Consider the following 19,198-nt stretch of genomic DNA (forward strand, 5'->3'; position numbering starts at 1 on the left):
TTCATTATTTCTGGTCATATTATAGTCAGGATCGTTTTATACCTCCGTGCTAGAAAAAACACGTTTAATTCTGTTTTTTCACGGAAGGTCACTATGGCTTCGACAAATGCGCAGCAAATAAAAAATAATGATCAAAACTCTTTATGCGGTCTGGGTGACAAAATACGCCGCCTGGCCGCCGGAGTTTGTTTATTCACACAAATTTTTTTCCCCGTCATCGCGACGGCACAAAATGTGGTACACGCTAAACCCCAGATGACAGTTTCATCTCCTCCCCCTCTTACAGAAAATAAAACCGTACCTTACACGCTTGGCGCGCTGGAATCAGCGCAAAGTGTTGCTGACCGGTTTGGTATTTCACTGGAAGAGCTTCGTCGTCTTAATCAGTTTCGTACTTTTGCCCGCGGCTTTGATAACGTGCGTCAGGGTGAAGAACTGGATGTTCCGGCAACAACCTCGCAGAGAAGTCATGAGCTACAAAATGCCGTATCACCGGCGAATGCCGAAAACACTCTGGAGAATCAAATAGCCAGCACTTCACAGCGAGTTGGCACTCTGCTTTCACAAGATATGAATAGTGAGCAGGCGAGCAGCATGGCGCGTGGTTGGGCGTCTTCAGAAGCCTCTGGCACGATGACTGATTGGTTAAATAACTTTGGCACCGCGAAAATCTCTCTGGGCGTGGATGAAGATTTTAGCCTGAAAAATTCGGAATTCGACTTCCTGCATCCATGGTATGACACACCCGATTATCTGCTCTTCAGCCAGCATACTCTTCACCGAACGGACGATCGCACCCAGATCAACACTGGTTTAGGCTGGCGTTACTTCACCCCCAGTTGGATGTCAGGCATCAACCTGTTTTTTGATCACGACCTGAGCCGCTATCACTCCCGCGCGGGACTTGGCGCAGAATACTGGCGTGACTATCTGAAGTTGAGCAGCAATGCTTATATCGGCCTGACCGGCTGGCGTAGCGCACCAGAATTGGATAATGACTACGAAGCCCGCCCGGCTAACGGCTGGGATTTACGCGCAGAAGGCTGGTTACCTGCCTGGCCGCATCTGGGTGGAAAACTGGTCTTTGAACAATACTATGGCGATGAAGTGGCGCTGTTTGACAAGAATGATCGTCAAAGTAATCCCCATGCTATTACCGCAGGCCTCAACTATACCCCCTTCCCGCTTCTGACTCTCAGTGCAGAACAGCGTCAGGGGAAACAAGGTGAAAATGACACACGGTTTGCCGTTGATCTGACCTGGCAACCCAGCAGCTCAATGCAGAAACAGCTTAACCCGGACGAAGTGGCCGGACGGCGCAGTCTGGCCGGTAGTCGTTATGACCTGATTGATCGCAACAACAACATCGTTCTGGAATACCGCAAGAAAGAGCTTATCCGCCTGAGTCTGCTGGACCCAGTGAAAGGGAAATCGGGAGAAATAAAATCGCTGGTTTCCTCGCTACAGACCAAATATGCCCTGAAAGGCTATAAAATCGACGCTGCTGCGCTGGAATCTGCTGGAGGAAAAGTCAGCACTTCCGGAAAAGATATCACGGTCACGCTGCCTGGTTACCGCTTCACTAACACCCCGGAAACCGATAATACGTGGCCGATAGACGTTACCGCTGAGGATGTAAAAGGTAATCTGTCACATCGTGAGCAAAGCATGGTCGTCATCCAGGCTCCGGCATTAAGCCAGAAAGATTCTCTGTTATCCGTTAATCCGCTAACCCTGGCAGCAGATAAAAAATCGACTACCACATTGACTGTGACTGCGCACGATTCCGACGGTACCCCAGTTCCGGGGCTGGCACTGCAAACCCGCAGTGAAGGTGTTCAGGATATCACTCTGTCTGACTGGACAGATAACGGGGATGGTAGCTACACACAGATGCTGACTGCAGGAACGACTTCAGGTTCAGTAACACTGACACCGCAACTTAACGGTGAGAGTGCGGTAAAAGAATCCATCGTCGTTAATATCGTCCCTGTTGTCTCATCCCGCGACCATTCTTCAATATCCATAGATAACATATTGTATTATGCCGGAGACGACATCAAAGTCAGGGTAGAACTGAAAGACGACAAAAATAAACCGGTTGAATATCAAGAAGACGCGTTGGTAAAAGCCGTCACTGTCGAGAACAGCAAACCTGGCGCCACGGTTGTCTGGCACGAAGAGCATCCGGGCGTTTATGCAGCGAATTATCCGGCCCATAAGCAAGGAGCAGCCCTGAGGGCACAACTTAGCCTTCACAACTGGAATACTCCTCTGCAATCGCATATTTATAATATCGAAGCAAACCAGAATAAGGCTCACGTCGCCACATTATCCGCAACGAATAATGACGTTTACGCCGATAAAAAGACGTTTAATACCATCACTATTAACGTCACTGATGAGAGTGATAATCCCCTGAGAAATCATCAGGTCACCTTTAAGAATGAGAAAGGAAGCGCGGAATTTGTAGAACCGACGCAGCAAAATACTGATGCACATGGTGTTGCCACAATCAACATGATAAGTCAGGTTGCGGAAGAAAATACGATTAGCGCTACGCTGCCAAATGGTTCCACTCAACGGGTAACTGCGAAATTTGTTAGCGATTCGAATACGCCAAAACTCAAACAACTGGTTGCCGCGCCAGATACCATTAGTGCTGGTAATAGCCAGGGTAGTACCCTGACCGCCACCGTCACAGACTTTCATAACAACCCGTTAAAAGATATGAAAGTGAATTTTGTGGCACCAACTGACTCGCAACTGGACAACACGACCGCCACAACTGACCAGTCCGGGATTGCGCGGGTGCACCTGACCAGTTCAAAAGCAGGTAACTATACCGTCGATGCCTCGCTTGAGGCGGATAAAAATATTCACCAGTCGGTTACGGTTACCGTGGTCCCAAACAGGGAACAATCGGTAATTATTTTGAATGCCGGATCGGGCAGTACGATTGCTAACAATACAGATACCGTTACCCTGACTGCCAGTGTGAAAGATGTTTATGGACACTCACTACCGGATGAGGATGTGAAATTTACCTTGCCAGCATCTATGACAGGGAACTTCACGCTAAGTAGTGACACCGCTCGCACCGATTCAAACGGCAATGCCGTGGTCACATTGCGAGGCACAAAAGCGGGTGAGTTTACAGTGACGGCGACACTGAGCAGAAATAATACCAGTGCTAATCAGCTAGTCTATTTTATTGGGGATACAAGCAGCGCGCAGCTCCAGCCGCTGACTGCCTCATTAAATACCATAGTTGCTGGCAACAGTACGGGGAGTACCCTGACAGCAACGATCCTGGACGCTTACCAAAATCCGCTTAAAGACCAACAGGTCACTTTCCAGAGTAACGATGTCACACTAAGCGGAACAGAAGTCACCACCAATACGCAGGGTCAAGCGACGGTAATAATGACCAGCAATATTGCCGGACAACATAACGTAGTGGTGAGCCGGAAAGCGCAATCATCCGATAATAAAACGTTTAGTTTATCAGTGCTCCCGGATGAAAGTTCGGCGAAGATAATAAGTATAACCGGAGCCGAAAAAACGATAATGGTTGGCGAAAACATCACGCTACGAATACACGTACAGGATGCGTTTAATAACGTCATAGCCGGTCAACGCGTCAGATTAAGTGCGCTGCCAACCGCTAACATTACGATAGACGATACGGCTTATACCGATAATAACGGCTATGCGTACGTTAACCTTATCAGCACCCAGCCTGGGGTCTATCAGGTGACAGCAACGCTGGACAATAACAGTAGTCGTAAAGTTGACGTGAGTGTGGCAAAGGGCAAACTCGAGTTAACATCATCGAAGCCAGAAACCACGGTCCATAACAGTGAAGGTATTACACTGACCGCAACGGCAAGAAATATTCAGGGTGAATTGATGCCGGGGCAAATTATCACCTTTAGCGTAACACCTGATGGGGCAACGCTAAGCAATACAGGGGAAATCCTGACTGATCAGTCAGGTCAGGCCAAAGTGACGCTGACCAGTGACAAAGTCAATGTATATACCGTTACGGCCACAATGGGCAAAGACGTTCCCGTTCAGAGCCAGGTGACGGTTGCGGTTAAGGCTGATGCTAAAACGGCACATGTTGTGAGTGTCGTGGCTTCTCCTGACACCATAATCGCCGACGGGGTTGATAGCAGCACCATCACTTCACGAGTAGAAGATGATTATGGATTCCCGGTTGAAGGTGTCGACGTTAGTTACAGCTTAGACACCAAAGGCAGCCCGGTGATTAATAATCCAACTACGCGTACCGATCAGTCCGGGCAAGTCACGGCGACAATAACCAGTACATTGGCAGAAGCTCTAATTGTCAATGTTCAGGTCCCTGGCACAGTCCACAAATCCGCAGCCATTACATTGATTCCTGGTACGGCAGATGAAAGTAAATCAACATTGAAATCTAGCGTTAGCTCTTTTATGGCTGACTTCCAGGAGAGCGCGACACTTACGTTAATATTGCAAGACAAGTACGGTAACCCGATAGTGACGTCTGATCATCTGGAATTTGTCCAGTCAGGTGCCTACGTGAACCTCCTGAAGTTGAGCAATATTGATTACAGCCAAAGAAATTATGGCGAGTACACCGTCACTGTCACTGGCGGCGTAGAGGGCAGAGCGACTCTCATTCCTATGCTGAACGGTGTTCATCAAGCAAACTTAAGCATATCACTGGATCTTGTCCGCTCAATAAAAGACATGCACGGTCATGTAACAGTCAACAACCATACCTTCACAACGGCTACATTCCCCAGTGAAGGTTTTATAGGGGCGTACTACACACTTAATGATGACAACTTTGAAGCGGGTAAAACCGTTAGTGATTATATGTTCACAAGTTCACAGAGTTGGGTGTCTGTCGATGCTTCAGGTAAAGTTTCTTTCACAAATACCGGCGACCAAACTTCAGTCGTAATAAGCGCTGTTCCCAGACAAGGAGGTACAACCTACCAGACATTAATTAAGCTGAAAGGCTGGTGGGTGAATCATGGGAATCAAACCAATATCTGGCTAACTGCCAATGCGTTCTGCAACGCGAAAAGTGATGGATATAATCTTCCTGGCGTCGCACATTTAACGTCTGGCGAAAACAAACGCACGTTGGGATCGCTATATGGTGAGTGGGGGAACGTTGGGGAGTTTTCCAGTGATTCGCAATTTACCGCGGGTGCTTACTGGACCAATCAACAGGATGATTACAATAGTCACGTCTATGTGCAGATGCTGACGGGCAGGATTGGAAGCGACGCAGATTCCAGCGCTCAACTAACTGCCTGCCGTAAATCACTTTAATTTCTGAAGTAGTTATTAAAGGATACCCTTTTGCGAGGGTATCCTTTCAGACTCATGACAAAAGCCAAATTGCCTGATGCGCTACGCTTATCAGGCTTACACTATCTCTCTAATATATTGAATTTTTATGCTTTTGTAGGGAGCGCAAGGCGTTTATGCCGCATCTGGCACGAGCAAACATTAATCAGCTCTTTTCTTCGGGCACTCAAGAAACTCAACAGCAACCGTTGATGTCAGCCAGACCCCGTTTTCCGCTTGCCAGAAAGGGATGCCTCGTTTCGCCATTTCCTGTGCTTTGACGGTTAAAATAACCGGCGATCCGTGTCTTGCTCCCACTTTGCGTGCCGTTGCTTTATCAGCAGAGAGATGCACGTAATGACGCTCTCCTGGAATCAGCCCTTGTTTTTTTATCTCGTCAAGAAAGCGGCTTGCTGTACCGTGGTAGAGAAATTGTGGCGGTGTTTTTTCGGCAAAGGCAATGGCGACCTGCGAAGTCGAATGCCCCTGAACCGCGCGAATGCACCTACTATCACTGGAATAACTAAAACGCTTTTTATCGCTGGTGGCGACAACGGTATCCAGTAATGCACGGGTTAACCGCTTACCTGCTTTTTGTGCACAAAGTATGAGCTTATCAATATCCGCCCATCCTTCACGGTCAAGTACGATACCAATCGCCTCCGGTTTATGTCGGAGAACAAAACTTAAAAACTTGCTCGTATCCGCCAGCTCTTTTTCGTTGTACTTTGCCATCGCATTTTCGTCCCTGGATTTTCCGTTTTTATTTACTCACGTCATTGTCACTGGATTTATGAATTTTCTGCAACGAAATCCTTCGCAGCATCTTGTTCAAACAGCGTAATTTTTCCGCTATGCAAAAAACGCATAGCCAGAAACATACTTGCATTTTCCCCATACCCACATGGCTGATAAGGTTTTTCAGCTCCAGGAATTTTCCTGGCTCAAGCAACACACAAACACAAAAAAACAATGGGGATTGTTATGACACAACAAGGGGATGCTGTAGCCGGGGAGCTGGCGACAGAAAAAGTGGGCATTAAAGGGTATCTGGCTTTTTTTCTCACCATAATCTTTTTTTCCGGTGTTTTTTCCGGGACAGACAGTTGGTGGCGCGTTTTTGATTTTTCCGTTCTGAACGGATCGTTTGGGCAACTGCCTGGTGCGAACGGAGCCACCACCTCATTTCGCGGAGCGGGTGGCGCGGGGGCTAAAGATGGCTTTCTCTTTGCGCTGGAGCTGGCACCGTCAGTCATTCTCTCTCTGGGGATTATTTCAATTACCGATGGTCTTGGTGGATTACGCGCCGCGCAGCAGTTAATGACACCTGTGCTAAAACCATTGTTGGGCATTCCAGGAATCTGCTCGCTGGCGCTGATCGCTAACTTGCAAAACACTGATGCCGCCGCCGGTATGACCAAAGAGCTGGCGCAGGAAGGTGAAATTACCGAACGCGATAAAGTGATTTTCGCCGCATATCAAACCAGCGGTAGCGCCATCATCACCAACTACTTCTCTTCCGGCGTCGCGGTGTTTGCCTTTCTGGGGACGTCCGTAATCGTACCTTTAGCCGTCATCCTGGTATTTAAATTTGTCGGTGCCAATATTTTGCGCGTCTGGCTTAACTTTGAAGAACGTCGCAACCCAACGCAAGGAGCGCAAGCATGACAACTCAGGTCCGCAAAAACGTCATGGATATGTTTATTGATGGCGCGCGCCGTGGCTTTACTATCGCCACCACCAACCTGCTGCCCAACGTGGTGATGGCATTTGTCATCATTCAGGCACTGAAAATTACTGGCCTGCTCGACTGGGTGGGGCATATCTGTGAACCCGTAATGGCGCTGTGGGGATTGCCAGGTGAAGCGGCAACCGTCCTTTTAGCCGCATTAATGAGTATGGGCGGCGCAGTCGGTGTTGCCGCCAGTCTGGCAACCGCCGGCGCATTAACCGGCCACGATGTCACTGTTTTACTGCCTGCAATGTATTTAATGGGCAACCCGGTGCAAAATGTCGGTCGCTGCCTGGGGACAGCCGAAGTGAATGCCAAATATTACCCGCACATCATTACGGTCTGCGTCATTAACGCATTGCTGTCGATCTGGGTTATGCAGCTTATTGTTTAACAAGGAGTTATCATGATTGATTATTCCGCAGCCGGTTTTACCCTGCTGCAGGGAGCGCATTTGTATGCGCCGGAAGATCGGGGAATTTGCGATGTCCTCGTCGCTAACGGCAAAATTATCGCCGTTGCCAGCAATATCCCGTCTGACATCGTACCTGACTGCATGGTCGTCGATCTCCGCGGGCAGATCCTCTGCCCAGGTTTTATTGATCAACACGTCCATTTGATTGGCGGTGGCGGAGAAGCTGGTCCCACTACGCGTACGCCGGAAGTGGCGTTAAGTCGTCTGACAGAAGCGGGCGTCACGTCAGTGGTTGGACTGCTGGGCACCGACTCTGTCTCTCGCCACCCGGAATCCCTGCTCGCCAAGACCCGTGCGCTCAATGAGGAAGGCATCAGCGCCTGGATGCTGACCGGCGCTTATCATGTACCTTCCCGCACCATTACAGGTTCCGTGGAAAAAGACGTGGCAATTATCGATCGCGTGATTGGCGTGAAATGCGCTATCTCTGATCACCGCTCTGCCGCACCGGACGTTTATCACCTGGCCAATATGGCGGCGGAATCCCGCGTTGGCGGTTTGCTCGGCGGTAAGCCTGGCGTCACTGTGTTCCACATGGGCGACAGCAAAAAGGCATTGCAGCCTATCTATGACCTGCTGGAAAACTGCGATGTTCCCATCAATAAGTTGCTGCCGACCCACGTTAACCGCAACGTACCGTTGTTTGAGCAGGCGCTGGAGTTTGCGCGCAAAGGCGGTACCATCGACATCACCAGCAGCATCGATGAACCGGTCGCCCCTGCCGAAGGTATTGCCCGCGCCGTTCAGGCCGGTATTCCGTTGACACGCGTCACCCTCAGCTCCGATGGTAACGGTAGTCAGCCGTTCTTCGACGACGAAGGGAATTTAACCCATATCGGCGTTGCGGGATTTGAAACGTTGCTGGAAACCGTACAGATGCTGGTCAAAGACTACGATTTCAGCATCAGCGATGCCCTGCGCCCACTCACCAGTAGCGTGGCCGGTTTCCTTAACCTGACCGGGAAAGGCGAAATTCTGCCAGGCAATGACGCAGATTTGCTGGTCATGACGCCAGAACTGCGCATTGAACAGGTATACGCCCGCGGCAAACTGATGGTTAAAGACGGCAAAGCCTGCGTGAAAGGAACGTTTGAAACGGCATAAACGGTTGTCAGCCGCCCGAATGGACGTAGAATGCCCGTAAGGGCGGCTGACAGAGTAAAACGTAATGGATGACTGTGGTGCGGTTTTGCATAATATTGAAACAAAATGGCTTTATGATTTTCTGACCCTGGAAAAATGCCGCAACTTTTCCCAGGCGGCAGTCAGTCGCAACGTCTCACAACCCGCATTTAGCCGTCGCATCCGCGCGCTGGAACAGGCAATTGGCGTTGAATTGTTTAACCGCCAGGTGACACCTCTGCAACTTTCGGAACAAGGGAAAATCTTCCATTCGCAGATACGCCATCTGCTGCAACAGTTAGAGAGCAACCTTGCAGAACTGCGTGGCGGCAGCGATTACGCGCAACGTAAAATCAAGATAGCCGCTGCACACTCTCTTTCTCTCGGTCTTTTACCGTCCATTATCAGCCAGATGCCGCCGCTCTTTACCTGGGCGATTGAAGCCATTGATGTTGATGAAGCGGTCGATAAACTGCGTGAAGGGCAAAGCGACTGTATTTTTTCCTTTCATGACGAAGATTTGCTGGAAGCGCCGTTTGACCACATTCGCTTATTTGAATCTCAATTGTTCCCCGTCTGCGCCAGTGACGAACACGGAGAAGCACTTTTTAACCTCGCACAGCCACACTTTCCGTTACTGAATTACAGCCGTAACTCCTACATGGGGCGATTGATTAACCGTACCCTGACGCGCCACAGTGAGTTAAGTTTCAGCACCTTTTTTGTCTCGTCGATGAGCGAGCTTTTAAAGCAGATTGCCCTCGACGGCTGTGGGATTGCCTGGCTGCCGGAGTACGCCATCCAACAAGAAATTCGCAGCGGGAAGCTTATCGTTCTGAATCGGGACGAACTGGTGATCCCGATTCAGGCCTATGCATACCGGATGAATACCCGTATGAATCCCGTGGCCGAACGCTTCTGGCGCGAACTGCGCGAGCTGGAGATTGTGCTTAGCTGACATTCTCCAGCGTCGCACTACACCAACCGCCACTATCCCAGACCAGATCATACGTTAGCGGTTCATCGTCGTGGTGCAGCATTATCTCAAGGCTGATCGCCAGCGTGTGGCTGTACGCTTCTTTCAAATTGACCTGCAACGCCGCAATCCGAGGCTCATGAAATAACAGTGCAGAACGTAGTTGACGGCAATACCAGCTCTGGAGATGTTTGTCGCTCTGGTTATGCACTTGCCACTCAGGCATACCTGAAACAAGTAATGAAGGTAATGCCGAATGAGGAGAATTAAAAAGAGTGAGGAGATCGCTGCATACCGATTTACGCAGTGATAACGTTTTATTGCCTGAAATTTCAGGTGAAACAGCCTGAAGTGATTGGCGCATCATTTTGCGCACTCCTGACGTTTAGCAACATATGTGGCTTGCCCTGAATACCGGGCACCACTGTATTGATGCTCATTTTCCATAGCCATTCCCTTTTGTTCATTACATCCATGTCAGTCTGAGACAGGCCTGAATCCTGTCAGCAAAGTATAAAACCTTACTTGCCTATGAATATCTACTGACTTTTCAGGAAAAAAGTCATGATTTGATAAAAATCATCAAACTCAAAAAAAAACTGCTAGTATATTCTGAATATTCCGAATAGTTACGTAGATGAAAATACTTGTCACCGCCGCTACTTAATCCCGGCGGGAGATTATTTATTTTCGTATAATCAACCATGTATTATTTGAAACAATTAGTTTGTAAATAATATAAATTGATAACATATCAAATACATCAAAAACACCATTCACAGGCATTATTAATATAGACATCAATATAACAACATCAAATTCCAATTAGTAATAAGATATGCTTTTAAATTGCATGCAAATAATTTTAAATGAGCGTTTTTTGATACTTTAGAGTGTTTCCCACCCTTTAATATCACTGTGTAGAGTTGATATCACTACAACAGAAACATGCATGTCATTTGTTTACTTCTCTTTTTACTACAGAAAAATTTATCTATTTTTCTAAAACATCAGTGAAATACTCATAAAAGGTTATTAATATGTCTATGCCAATAAGCAATGCCGCTAACAACAAAATTTTTACAGATAATCATTTCGCTCATCATCCAAATGCCGATAAAGAATTAGCAGACAGTATGCCCTCGCATCTTAACTCGGAAAACATCTATGTCAGACCTCTTGTTCGTGGAAATAACCATAACTATGATGGGGGAAGTGTTGTCGAAATTAGACAGCTTGAAATTGGTAAACAAGGGTATTGGCCATTCAATTACGTAACAGCCGCATGTAAAGAATCCGATGGTATTTCAATCACAGGAAACATACGCTGTGGTACCTGGAAGGCCAGCTCAGTATTAGACGGAATATACGGTGGAGTATGTAAAAAGGCGCATGTTTCCGCAGCGTTAGAAGCTGGTCTACGGTTTAACCTAACTATGGATTCTAAAATTCCAAACACGATACATGAAATAACCCTAGGCCCTGGTTGCAATGTTCCAGGCTATGCGGGAACCACGATAGGATACCTGGCAACACTCCCCCTTGAAAAGGTTGAAAATTGGCAAGATACAACACTGCCAAGAATTGATATCTATATTGATCAGATAATGACTGTGTCAGGGGTAGCAAATTCTTCTGGATTCGCCCTTGCTGCATTACTTAATGCTAATATTGGAATGGGAAATGACCCAATAATTGGTATAGAAGCTTATCCTGGTACCGCTGAGATCCACGCTAAGATTGGATATAAAGTTATCCCCGGGGATGAAAATGCACATGTCAAACGTATGACTCTGCAACCGTCATCTCTCCCAGAACTGTTTGAATTAAAAAATGGTGAATGGAATTATATTGGTAAATAACCACTGGGAAGAATGAGTACTAACATTCAGGTTATACAGATAGTTAAACAATACCCTGCAATTTACAAAGTAATACTCATTGCAACTTCTTAATTTAAGAAAGCGCAAGGAACGTTTACCCTTGCGCTTATCATAATAAGTCAGGCGTCGACTTTATCCAGCGGCCATGAATCAAACAGATAGCCGTCAAAATAAATATCGTCAACGTTCGAGAATTCCAGCAGACGTTGTTTAACGTTTTCCAGATGCTGCCACATTGCCAGCTTCGCCGCTCGGGCGTCTTTTTTGATTAACGCGGCGAGGATCTGTTTGTGATCGCCCAACCACTCTTTGCGATACAGGCTGTCATCCAGATGGCTGTGCAACTGGATCCACATCGGATTGTTTTCCCGCCACTGCCAGGACTGACGGAATAGCTCCACCAGCATGCTGTTATGCGTCGCTTCGGCAATGGCGAGATGGAACTGCATGTCACCGCTTTCGCTGCTGCCCGGTGCGCTGGAAGCCAGCTCACGCTCTTCCAGTTGCAATGCCTGACGCATTTTGACGATATCTTCGCGGGTAGCCTGCAGGGCGGCAAATTCCGCGATGTTACTTTCCAGTAACTGACGCGCCTGTAACAGCTCAAAAGGACCCGCATCATTGCAAACGTTGGCATCCGGACTGTCTGTGTTGTGGCTGCCTGAGCTATCAAGAACATATATACCGGCACCCCGGCGCACTTCCACCAGCCCTTTGATCTCCAGCATGATCAGCGCTTCACGTACCACCGTCCGCGTGACATCAAGCATTTCTGCAATTTCACGCTCCGGCGGCAGCCGTTCGCCAGGATTGTACGGCGTCTTTATGATCAGATCGCGGATCATCGCCCCGACTTCCTGGTAAGGTCTTTGCGCAGAGGTGGCAGATTTCATGGTGTTGTGTCCGTTAGGTGCAGTTAATCAAATTTTTGCCGGATGCGTCGTGCACGCCTTATCCGGCCTACAACGGGCGATTTTACGGCACCCGTCAATCTCAAACTATACCATTAGCACTGGAAGTTGGCACGTACAGGTGGGCAAAAAACGAAAACTGGTCAACCAAATATGCGTTTGATTGACCAGTAAGTCTGTAGGGTAATCAGTCAGTTACAGCGCAGCCACACACTCGCGCGCACCGCGTTCACACAGCTGCTGATATGCCGCCGTCACCGCGCCAACAAAGTCGGCATTCTGCGGCAGATCATCGGCAAAAATACCGCTCAGGCCCAGCAGCGCTTTCACGCGGTCTGCGCCCTGATACTGCGCGTTGATCTTCTGGAACTCCGCCAGCATCGGATCAACCACGTCAATGGCATTACCCTGCTCATCCACCCCCTGGGTGTAACGCATCCAGCCAGCCACGCCGAGCGCCAGGTGACGCCAGCTACCGCCGTTTTGCAGGTGCAGACGCACCGGGTCCAGCAAACGCTGCGGTAACTTCTGGCTGCCGTCCATTGCAATCTGCCAGGTACGGTGACGCAGAGACGGGTTGCTGAAACGCTCGATCAGCAGCGTCGCATAGGCGTTCAGGTCCGTACCTTCCGGCATCGACAGCGTTGGCGCTTGTTCCTGCATCATCAGGGCAAAGGCCGCTTTGCGATAATCCGGGTTAGTCATGGTGTCGGCAATAGTTTCATAGCCGCCGAGATAACCGAGGTACGCCAGGAAAGAGTGGCTGCCGTTCAGCATACGCAGTTTCATCATTTCGAACGGCACAACGTCTGCAACGAACTGTGCACCCACTTTATCCCAGTCCGGGCGCCCATTAACAAAGTTATCTTCAATGACCCACTGACGGAACGGTTCGCAGGCAATGGCGCATGGGTCGTAAACGCCCAGCTGGTCAGCAATTTCCTGCAACGTTTCTGGGGTAGCGGCAGGAACGATACGGTCAACCATGGTGCACGGGAAGGTGACGTTCTCTTCAATCCATGCCGCCAGCTGCGGATCGCGCGCCTGAGCCAGCCCCAGAACAGCAACTTTTGCCACGTGACCGTTTTCACGCACGTTGTCGCAGGACATGACAGTAAACGCTTTCAGCCCTTTTTCACGACGCAGACGCAACGCTTCTACGATGTAACCAATCGCCGACTTCGGCGCAGTCGGGTTTTCCAGATCGTGCTTAATCAGCGGGTTATTGAGATCCAGCTGACCGCTCGCCGCATCGGCGCAGTAACCTTTTTCCGTGACCGTCAGGGAGACAATCGCCGTCTGCGGACGCGCCATCGCGTTGAGAATACCTTCACAACCGTCGATTTCCGGGTGCAGCGCTTCTTTCATCGAGCCAATAATTTTCAGCTCGGTGCTTTCTGCGCCTTTTTCCGCCACGGTGTACAGCAGTTGCTGTTTTTTCAGGTTTTCGATCAGCACGCGGTCGTTGCCTGGCATCAGGTTAACTTCGCAGATACCCCAGTCGCTGTCGGTGCTTTCCAGCAGATGATGGGTGTACAGCGCCTGGTGCGCGCGGTGAAACGCCCCGCAACCGAGATGCACAATGCGTGATTCCAGACGAGAATGATCCCATGACGGGCGGGCAACCGGCAGATTGCTGTCAACAATAGTAGTCATCGTAAACTCCAGAATCCGTCTTCAGAGAGTGACGGCAAGGAAGAAGGAACCGGCACGGCGCGCAGCCATGCCGGTGGATATTAACGGCTAAAGAAAGCGCGCTGGATCGCCATTTCGACACCGCGAACTTCGGCCAGGCCTTTCAGACGACCAATCGCGGAGTAACCTGGGTTGGTTTTCTTCTTCAGGTCGTCCAGCATCTGGTGACCGTGGTCCGGACGCATCGGGATCAGGTCTTCTTTGCCTTCCGCTTTACGACGATGCTCTTCTTCAACAATCGCTTTCACCACTTCGTACATATCAACGTCACCGTTCAGGTGCGCCGCTTCGTGGAAGGTTTTCGGGTTATCTTCACGCATGGTGGAACGCAGATGGGTGAAGTAAATACGCGGACCGAACTGCTTGATCATATCAACCAGATCGTTGTCAGCACGCACGCCGTAGGAACCGGTGCACATGGTGAAACCGTTCGCCATGCTGTTTACGGTATCAACCATCCACTGCATATCTTCAATGGTGGAAACGATACGCGGCAGGCCGAGGATTGGGCGCGGCGGATCGTCCGGGTGAACAGCCATACGCACGCCAACTTCTTCGGCAACCGGAATAATGGCTTTCAGGAAGACCGCAAAGTTTTCGCGCAGTTTGGCTTTGTCGATATCTTTGTACAGCTCCAGGTGCTTACGGAACTGGTCAAGGGTGTAGCCTTCTTCCGCGCCCGGCAGACCGGCAATGATGTTACGGGTCAGACGCGCTTTGTCTTCGTCGCTCATAGTGGCGAAGCGTTCAGCGGCCTGAGCAATTTCTTCTTCGGTGTAATCCGCTTCCGCGCCTGGACGCTTGAGGATGTGCATTTCAAACGCAGCAAATTCGATCTGGTCGAAGCGCAGAGCTTTGGAGCCATCTGGCAGCACGTATTCGAGGTCAGTACGGGTCCAGTCGAGCACCGGCATGAAGTTGTAGCACACGGTGCGAATGCCGCACTGCGCCAGATTGCGCAGAGTTTGCTGATAGTTAGCGATCCACTGCTCGTAGTTGCCAGTATGAGTTTTGATATCTTCGTGAATTGGCACGCTTTCTACGACAGACCACACCAGGCCTGCGTCTTCAACGATCGCCTTGCGTTTGAGGATCTCTTCTACGGACCATACTTCCCCGTTCGGGATATGGTGCAAAGCGGTAACCACGCCAGTCGCGCCCGCCTGACGGACATCAGCTAAAGTGACCGGATCATTAGGGCCGTACCAGCGCCAGGTCTGTTCCATGATTTTTCCTCTTTCACATAGTGGGTTCCACAGCAAAGAGACGCGGAACCCTGGAGTTGTTTAGGTATCCGGATGAACAACCAGACCGCAGCCGTGGCATTGCATCGGATGAGATGGCGTATAAGTTCTACCTTTTGGTAAGACATGTCAACCCGAATTCTAAAATTGGTTAACCACATCACAAGATTTTCACGCGCACGCTCGTTGCTGCAAATTGCAGCAACGGGTAATTGATAGTTATTAATCAGAGGGTGTGACATTCATCGCAACAATGGTTGACCAATTTACATAACATGTCGCCCAAAATAACAACGGTTCAACCGGGTAAGGTAAAACGTTATGCATGTGCTTAACATTCTTTGGGTAGTATTCGGTATCGGCCTGATGCTGGTACTGAATTTGAAGTTCAAAATCAATTCAATGGTGGCTTTGCTAGTGGCGGCGCTGTCCGTCGGGATGTTGGCGGGCATGGATTTGATGTCGCTGCTGCACACCATGAAAGCGGGCTTCGGCAACACGCTGGGGGAACTGGCAATCATTGTTGTGTTCGGTGCGGTCATTGGTAAATTGATGGTCGACTCCGGCGCGGCGCACCAGATAGCGCATACGCTGCTGGCGCGTCTCGGCCTGCGCTATGTCCAGATATCGGTGATTATCATCGGCCTGATTTTTGGTCTGGCGATGTTCTATGAAGTGGCCTTTATCATGTTAGCGCCGCTGGTTATCGTCATTGCCGCCGAAGCTAAAATTCCGTTCCTGAAACTGGCTATTCCGGCAGTAGCGGCTGCTACCACCGCACATTCACTTTTCCCTCCGCAGCCGGGTCCGGTGGCGCTGGTGAATGCTTATGGTGCAGATATGGGGATGGTTTATATCTATGGTGTACTGGTGACAATCCCAAGCGTAATCTGCGCAGGCCTGATTCTGCCGAAGTTCCTCGGTAATCTTGAGCGCCCAACGCCATCATTCCTGAAAGCAGATCAACCGGTAGATATGAATAATCTGCCCTCTTTCGGCGTTTCGATTCTGGTGCCGCTGATCCCGGCAATCATTATGATCTCCACCACCATCGCCAATATCTGGCTGGTCAAAGACACCCCTGCGTGGGAAGTGGTTAACTTTATAGGTTCATCGCCGATTGCAATGTTTATTGCGATGGTGGTTGCATTCGTACTCTTTGGCACCGCGCGTGGTCATGACATGCAGTGGGTGATGAACGCCTTTGAAAGCGCGGTAAAAAGCATTGCGATGGTGATTCTGATCATCGGTGCGGGCGGCGTGCTGAAGCAGACCATCATCGACACCGGCATTGGTGACACCATCGGCATGTTGATGTCCCACGGCAATATCTCGCCCTACATCATGGCATGGCTGATCACCGTACTGATTCGTCTGGCAACGGGTCAGGGTGTGGTTTCAGCGATGACCGCCGCCGGGATTATCAGTGCTGCAATCCTTGATCCAGCAACTGGTCAGCTGGTTGGCGTGAATCCGGCGCTGCTGGTACTGGCGACGGCTGCGGGTTCCAACACCCTCACCCACATTAACGATGCCTCATTCTGGTTGTTCAAAGGTTACTTTGACCTGTCAGTAAAAGACACGTTGAAAACCTGGGGTCTGCTGGAGCTGGTCAACTCCGTGGTTGGGCTGATTATTGTGTTGATTATTAGCATGGTAGCGTAAAAGAACACCAGAGCCTGCCAATGGCAGGCTCTGTTTAGATTCGCCTTGTTTATGCCAGATGCGACGCTGCCGCGTCTTATCTGGCCTACAAAGGGCTAACGTGCAGGTTTTTTAGGTCTGATAGCGTAGCGCCTCAGGTACCAGCATTAGCAATGTCCTGTGATTTCTTTATTGATAAACAAAAGTCACGCCAATAATCGATTGCACATTCCCTGCAGTCACCTGCCCTCCGGTACGTGCGTAATTTGCTGTTAATCCCAGACTTACCGCCGAAGTCCCTACTGCTCCTAACGATACCGTGTTATTCGCTGGAATAATCGTACCGTTGCGCGTCAACTGTACGCCGACGCCCTGCGCTGGTGAAAACGACGCGGTATTGGTGAAAATCGAATTGCCCGCATCTGCGGTTGTGCCGGAGAGGTAATACCCCAGGTTTTGGCTTTTCGCACAATAAACGGTAAGAGGAATCGGCACTGAACCAGGGTAGTCTGGCAGAGTAACGGTGACATCACGAGCAGAAACATCGCAGCCGCCAGTAGGCACCACCACATCATTATTGGCGTAAATATTCCACACAAACTGGAAATCATCGCTGTTATAGTTGTTGGTCTGTCGCAAAATAAGCACGGCAATTAATGAGCCAGCTTTAATCGCCACCCCGCCCGCACTGCTCACAGGCGTCAAATAAAGCGCCACCGGCCACGGCTTATCCGTTCTCGAATTATAAACAACGCGCGACGTTTCGCTGGTAGTCGGGAAAGGATAGCTACTGCCATTATATTTTACGGTCCCGGAAAAATGAGATAGCACGCCGCCATAAGCCGAACCTCGTTGCAATGTGACATAGTCTGTAATGGTTTCCGGGTAATCGTTATGACAAAAGATTTGCGTCGAAAGATCTACGACCAGGTTTTGCCCCACATTCACGGCAGGCGCAAGGTTTACATAAACATTGGCGCTGCCACCGCCAATAGGGATAGCGGTGCCATTGGCGGTTTTACAGGCGAATGACCAGGCATTTACCGACCAACCCATCAACAGTACAGCAAACAGGGTAATAACTCTTTTCATTACAATCATCTCTTCGGATTCAGCTGTAGGTATAGGTGATGCTAATCACTGCCTGAATGGTTCCCTGAGTGGCTCCGCCATTTACCGTCAATGCTCTGACCTGTAACGGGAAGTGCGCTGATTGTGAGGAATCATCCACCTGAACTGTTTTGGTTGCGCCAGTATTCAATGTGTTGCCACTGTCATCCTGTAGCTCTAACTGGATGTTTTGCGCGGTCCCCTGGTTTTTATAATATCCGGTACTGTCGGCTGCCCCGCTGAAGCTGGCGGTGACCCTCGACGTTCCCACCGGACAATGAGTCAACTCAAGCGCAACATCATGCCAGGCCGATGCCGCCCCGGCAGACATCAGACTGAAAGAATAAAGATCGCCGAGATCTACCGTGGCATTGGTGGTGGAAACCGTACACGGTTTGGCGACGACCTTACCGTTCACGGTGATCGTGACATCGGCTGCCTGTAGCGTCGCACTTACGAGCATCAACATTGCCGCCAATAAACACCCACGTTTGCGCCATTTCATGAGCATCTCCAGTTACTGATATTCAAGAGTGAAGGTAGCCGTGGCATTGATATGCCCCGCAGTGACCGGCACCTGTGTCGCCATTAACCGGGCGTAAAAATTCAGCGTATTTGGTTTACCCGGCGTCAGGGTCGTCCACGAAATCGCGGAGGATGGCGCATTAAGGGGGATCTGATTTTGTTGCTCATTCAGAAGCTGTATTCCCAGCCCCGCAGCCGCTGACACCGTATTTTCAAGTGCAAGCAGGTTGGCATTGTGTCTATCTGCAACGCCGGTAAACCCAACCTTTACGGCAGAAACGGCATTACCACAGGGTGACAGCAAAATACGAAATGGAACGACAGGAGTCGTCGCGCCAATGTTGTTAAATTGCTTCGCCGCGTTTTCCATCAGATCAACAGTAAAATTGGTTGATTCCGCGGCCACACTACAGCCGTTATCTCTGACATAGCCGCGGATAGTAATCGTGCTATCCGCAGCCAAAGCGTGACTTACCGCCAGCCACAAAAAAGCGCACAGAAGATAAAAAGGTTTGCTTTTCATCACGCC

The 19,198-nt window shown here is 49.7% G+C and carries 18 protein-coding genes; 7 read left to right on the forward strand and 11 right to left on the reverse strand.

Going from position 1 to position 19,198, the window contains the following annotated elements; genetic code table 11:
- The first annotated feature begins 93 nt into the window (after window positions 1-93).
- On the forward strand, window positions 94-5,334 hold the full coding sequence (iatD, locus tag AABJ99_RS20610) for an inverse autotransporter IatD (protein WP_039020415.1): 5,241 nt from the start codon (window positions 94-96) through the stop codon (window positions 5,332-5,334).
- 180 nt (window positions 5,335-5,514) lie between these two features.
- Here the strand turns inward: iatD and kptA are convergent, their stop codons facing one another.
- Window positions 5,515-6,087: an RNA 2'-phosphotransferase gene (kptA, locus tag AABJ99_RS20615; RefSeq protein ID WP_039020416.1), complete on the reverse strand. Its 573-nt coding sequence runs from the start codon at window positions 6,085-6,087 to the stop codon at window positions 5,515-5,517.
- Window positions 6,088-6,336: 249 nt separating this feature from the next.
- Here kptA and yjiH point away from each other — a divergent pair, with 249 nt between their 5' ends.
- The 4 genes from yjiH to hypT all read left to right on the forward strand — a co-directional run bounded on the left by yjiH (window position 6,337) and on the right by hypT (window position 9,639).
- Window positions 6,337-7,020 carry a nucleoside recognition domain-containing protein gene (gene yjiH / locus AABJ99_RS20620; protein WP_001295597.1) on the forward strand — a complete coding sequence of 228 codons (684 nt, stop codon included), beginning with the start codon at window positions 6,337-6,339 and terminating at the stop codon, window positions 7,018-7,020.
- Window positions 7,017-7,478 (forward strand): YjiG family protein, encoded by a 462-nt coding sequence (gene yjiG, locus AABJ99_RS20625; protein WP_000211971.1) that lies wholly within the window; start codon window positions 7,017-7,019, stop codon window positions 7,476-7,478. The genes yjiH and yjiG overlap by 4 nt, the downstream gene beginning before the upstream one ends.
- A 12-nt stretch (window positions 7,479-7,490) precedes the next feature.
- Complete coding sequence (iadA, locus tag AABJ99_RS20630) at window positions 7,491-8,663, forward strand: beta-aspartyl-peptidase (RefSeq protein ID WP_039020418.1); 1,173 nt, start codon at window positions 7,491-7,493, stop codon at window positions 8,661-8,663.
- Between the two features lie 64 nt (window positions 8,664-8,727).
- Window positions 8,728-9,639 carry a hypochlorite stress DNA-binding transcriptional regulator HypT gene (gene hypT, locus AABJ99_RS20635; protein ID WP_039020419.1) on the forward strand — a complete coding sequence of 304 codons (912 nt, stop codon included), beginning with the start codon at window positions 8,728-8,730 and terminating at the stop codon, window positions 9,637-9,639.
- Here hypT and iraD read toward each other — a convergent pair.
- The 4 genes from iraD to AABJ99_RS25070 all read right to left on the reverse strand — a co-directional run bounded on the left by iraD (window position 9,632) and on the right by AABJ99_RS25070 (window position 10,458).
- Window positions 9,632-10,024: an anti-adapter protein IraD gene (gene iraD / locus AABJ99_RS20640; protein ID WP_000986226.1), complete on the reverse strand. Its 393-nt coding sequence runs from the start codon at window positions 10,022-10,024 to the stop codon at window positions 9,632-9,634. The genes hypT and iraD overlap by 8 nt on opposite strands.
- The gene (gene idlP, locus AABJ99_RS20645) at window positions 10,021-10,104 is read right to left on the reverse strand and encodes an iraD leader peptide IdlP (protein WP_123009414.1); all 84 of its coding nucleotides are present in this window, start codon (window positions 10,102-10,104) and stop codon (window positions 10,021-10,023) included. Before idlP ends, iraD begins: the two co-directional genes overlap by 4 nt.
- A gap of 115 nt (window positions 10,105-10,219) precedes the next feature.
- Window positions 10,220-10,363, reverse strand: coding sequence for a hypothetical protein (locus AABJ99_RS20650; RefSeq protein WP_270097752.1), 144 nt, complete (start codon window positions 10,361-10,363; stop codon window positions 10,220-10,222).
- Entirely contained in the window at window positions 10,342-10,458 is a 117-nt protein-coding gene (locus AABJ99_RS25070) for a hypothetical protein (protein ID WP_418933164.1), read from the reverse strand. Before AABJ99_RS25070 ends, AABJ99_RS20650 begins: the two co-directional genes overlap by 22 nt.
- Before the next feature lie 239 nt (window positions 10,459-10,697).
- Between AABJ99_RS25070 and AABJ99_RS20655 the strand changes: the two genes are divergently transcribed.
- The gene (locus tag AABJ99_RS20655) at window positions 10,698-11,519 is read left to right on the forward strand and encodes a DUF2686 family protein (RefSeq protein ID WP_000062493.1); all 822 of its coding nucleotides are present in this window, start codon (window positions 10,698-10,700) and stop codon (window positions 11,517-11,519) included.
- Between the two features lie 140 nt (window positions 11,520-11,659).
- Here AABJ99_RS20655 and uxuR read toward each other — a convergent pair whose 3' ends face one another.
- The 3 genes from uxuR to uxuA all read right to left on the reverse strand — a co-directional run bounded on the left by uxuR (window position 11,660) and on the right by uxuA (window position 15,372).
- Complete coding sequence (gene uxuR, locus AABJ99_RS20660; protein ID WP_000833686.1) at window positions 11,660-12,433, reverse strand: Uxu operon transcriptional regulator; 774 nt, start codon at window positions 12,431-12,433, stop codon at window positions 11,660-11,662.
- A gap of 213 nt (window positions 12,434-12,646) precedes the next feature.
- Window positions 12,647-14,107: a fructuronate reductase gene (gene uxuB, locus AABJ99_RS20665; RefSeq protein ID WP_000208194.1), complete on the reverse strand. Its 1,461-nt coding sequence runs from the start codon at window positions 14,105-14,107 to the stop codon at window positions 12,647-12,649.
- Window positions 14,108-14,187: 80 nt separating this feature from the next.
- A complete protein-coding gene (uxuA, locus tag AABJ99_RS20670; RefSeq protein WP_000438605.1) occupies window positions 14,188-15,372 on the reverse strand; it encodes a mannonate dehydratase in 1,185 nt (394 codons plus the stop codon).
- 339 nt (window positions 15,373-15,711) lie between these two features.
- On the opposite strand from uxuA, the gene gntP reads away from it, so the two are divergent.
- Window positions 15,712-17,055, forward strand: a complete 1,344-nt coding sequence (gene gntP, locus AABJ99_RS20675) for a gluconate permease GntP (protein WP_000558243.1) — start codon at window positions 15,712-15,714, stop codon at window positions 17,053-17,055.
- A gap of 168 nt (window positions 17,056-17,223) precedes the next feature.
- On the opposite strand, the gene fimH is transcribed toward gntP, so the two are convergent.
- Genes fimH through fimF form a run of 3 tightly spaced genes read right to left on the reverse strand, consistent with a single transcriptional unit; the run spans window position 17,224 to window position 19,192 of the window.
- A complete protein-coding gene (gene fimH, locus AABJ99_RS20680; RefSeq protein ID WP_039020429.1) occupies window positions 17,224-18,126 on the reverse strand; it encodes a type 1 fimbria D-mannose specific adhesin FimH in 903 nt (300 codons plus the stop codon).
- Window positions 18,127-18,145: 19 nt separating this feature from the next.
- A complete protein-coding gene (fimG, locus tag AABJ99_RS20685; RefSeq protein WP_039020420.1) occupies window positions 18,146-18,649 on the reverse strand; it encodes a type 1 fimbria minor subunit FimG in 504 nt (167 codons plus the stop codon).
- 12 nt (window positions 18,650-18,661) lie between these two features.
- The gene (gene fimF, locus AABJ99_RS20690) at window positions 18,662-19,192 is read right to left on the reverse strand and encodes a type 1 fimbria minor subunit FimF (RefSeq protein WP_039020421.1); all 531 of its coding nucleotides are present in this window, start codon (window positions 19,190-19,192) and stop codon (window positions 18,662-18,664) included.
- Between the last annotated feature and the right edge of the window lie 6 nt (window positions 19,193-19,198).

It is taken from the genome of Escherichia coli, assembly GCF_036503815.1.
Lineage (GTDB): Bacteria > Pseudomonadota > Gammaproteobacteria > Enterobacterales > Enterobacteriaceae > Escherichia > Escherichia coli_F.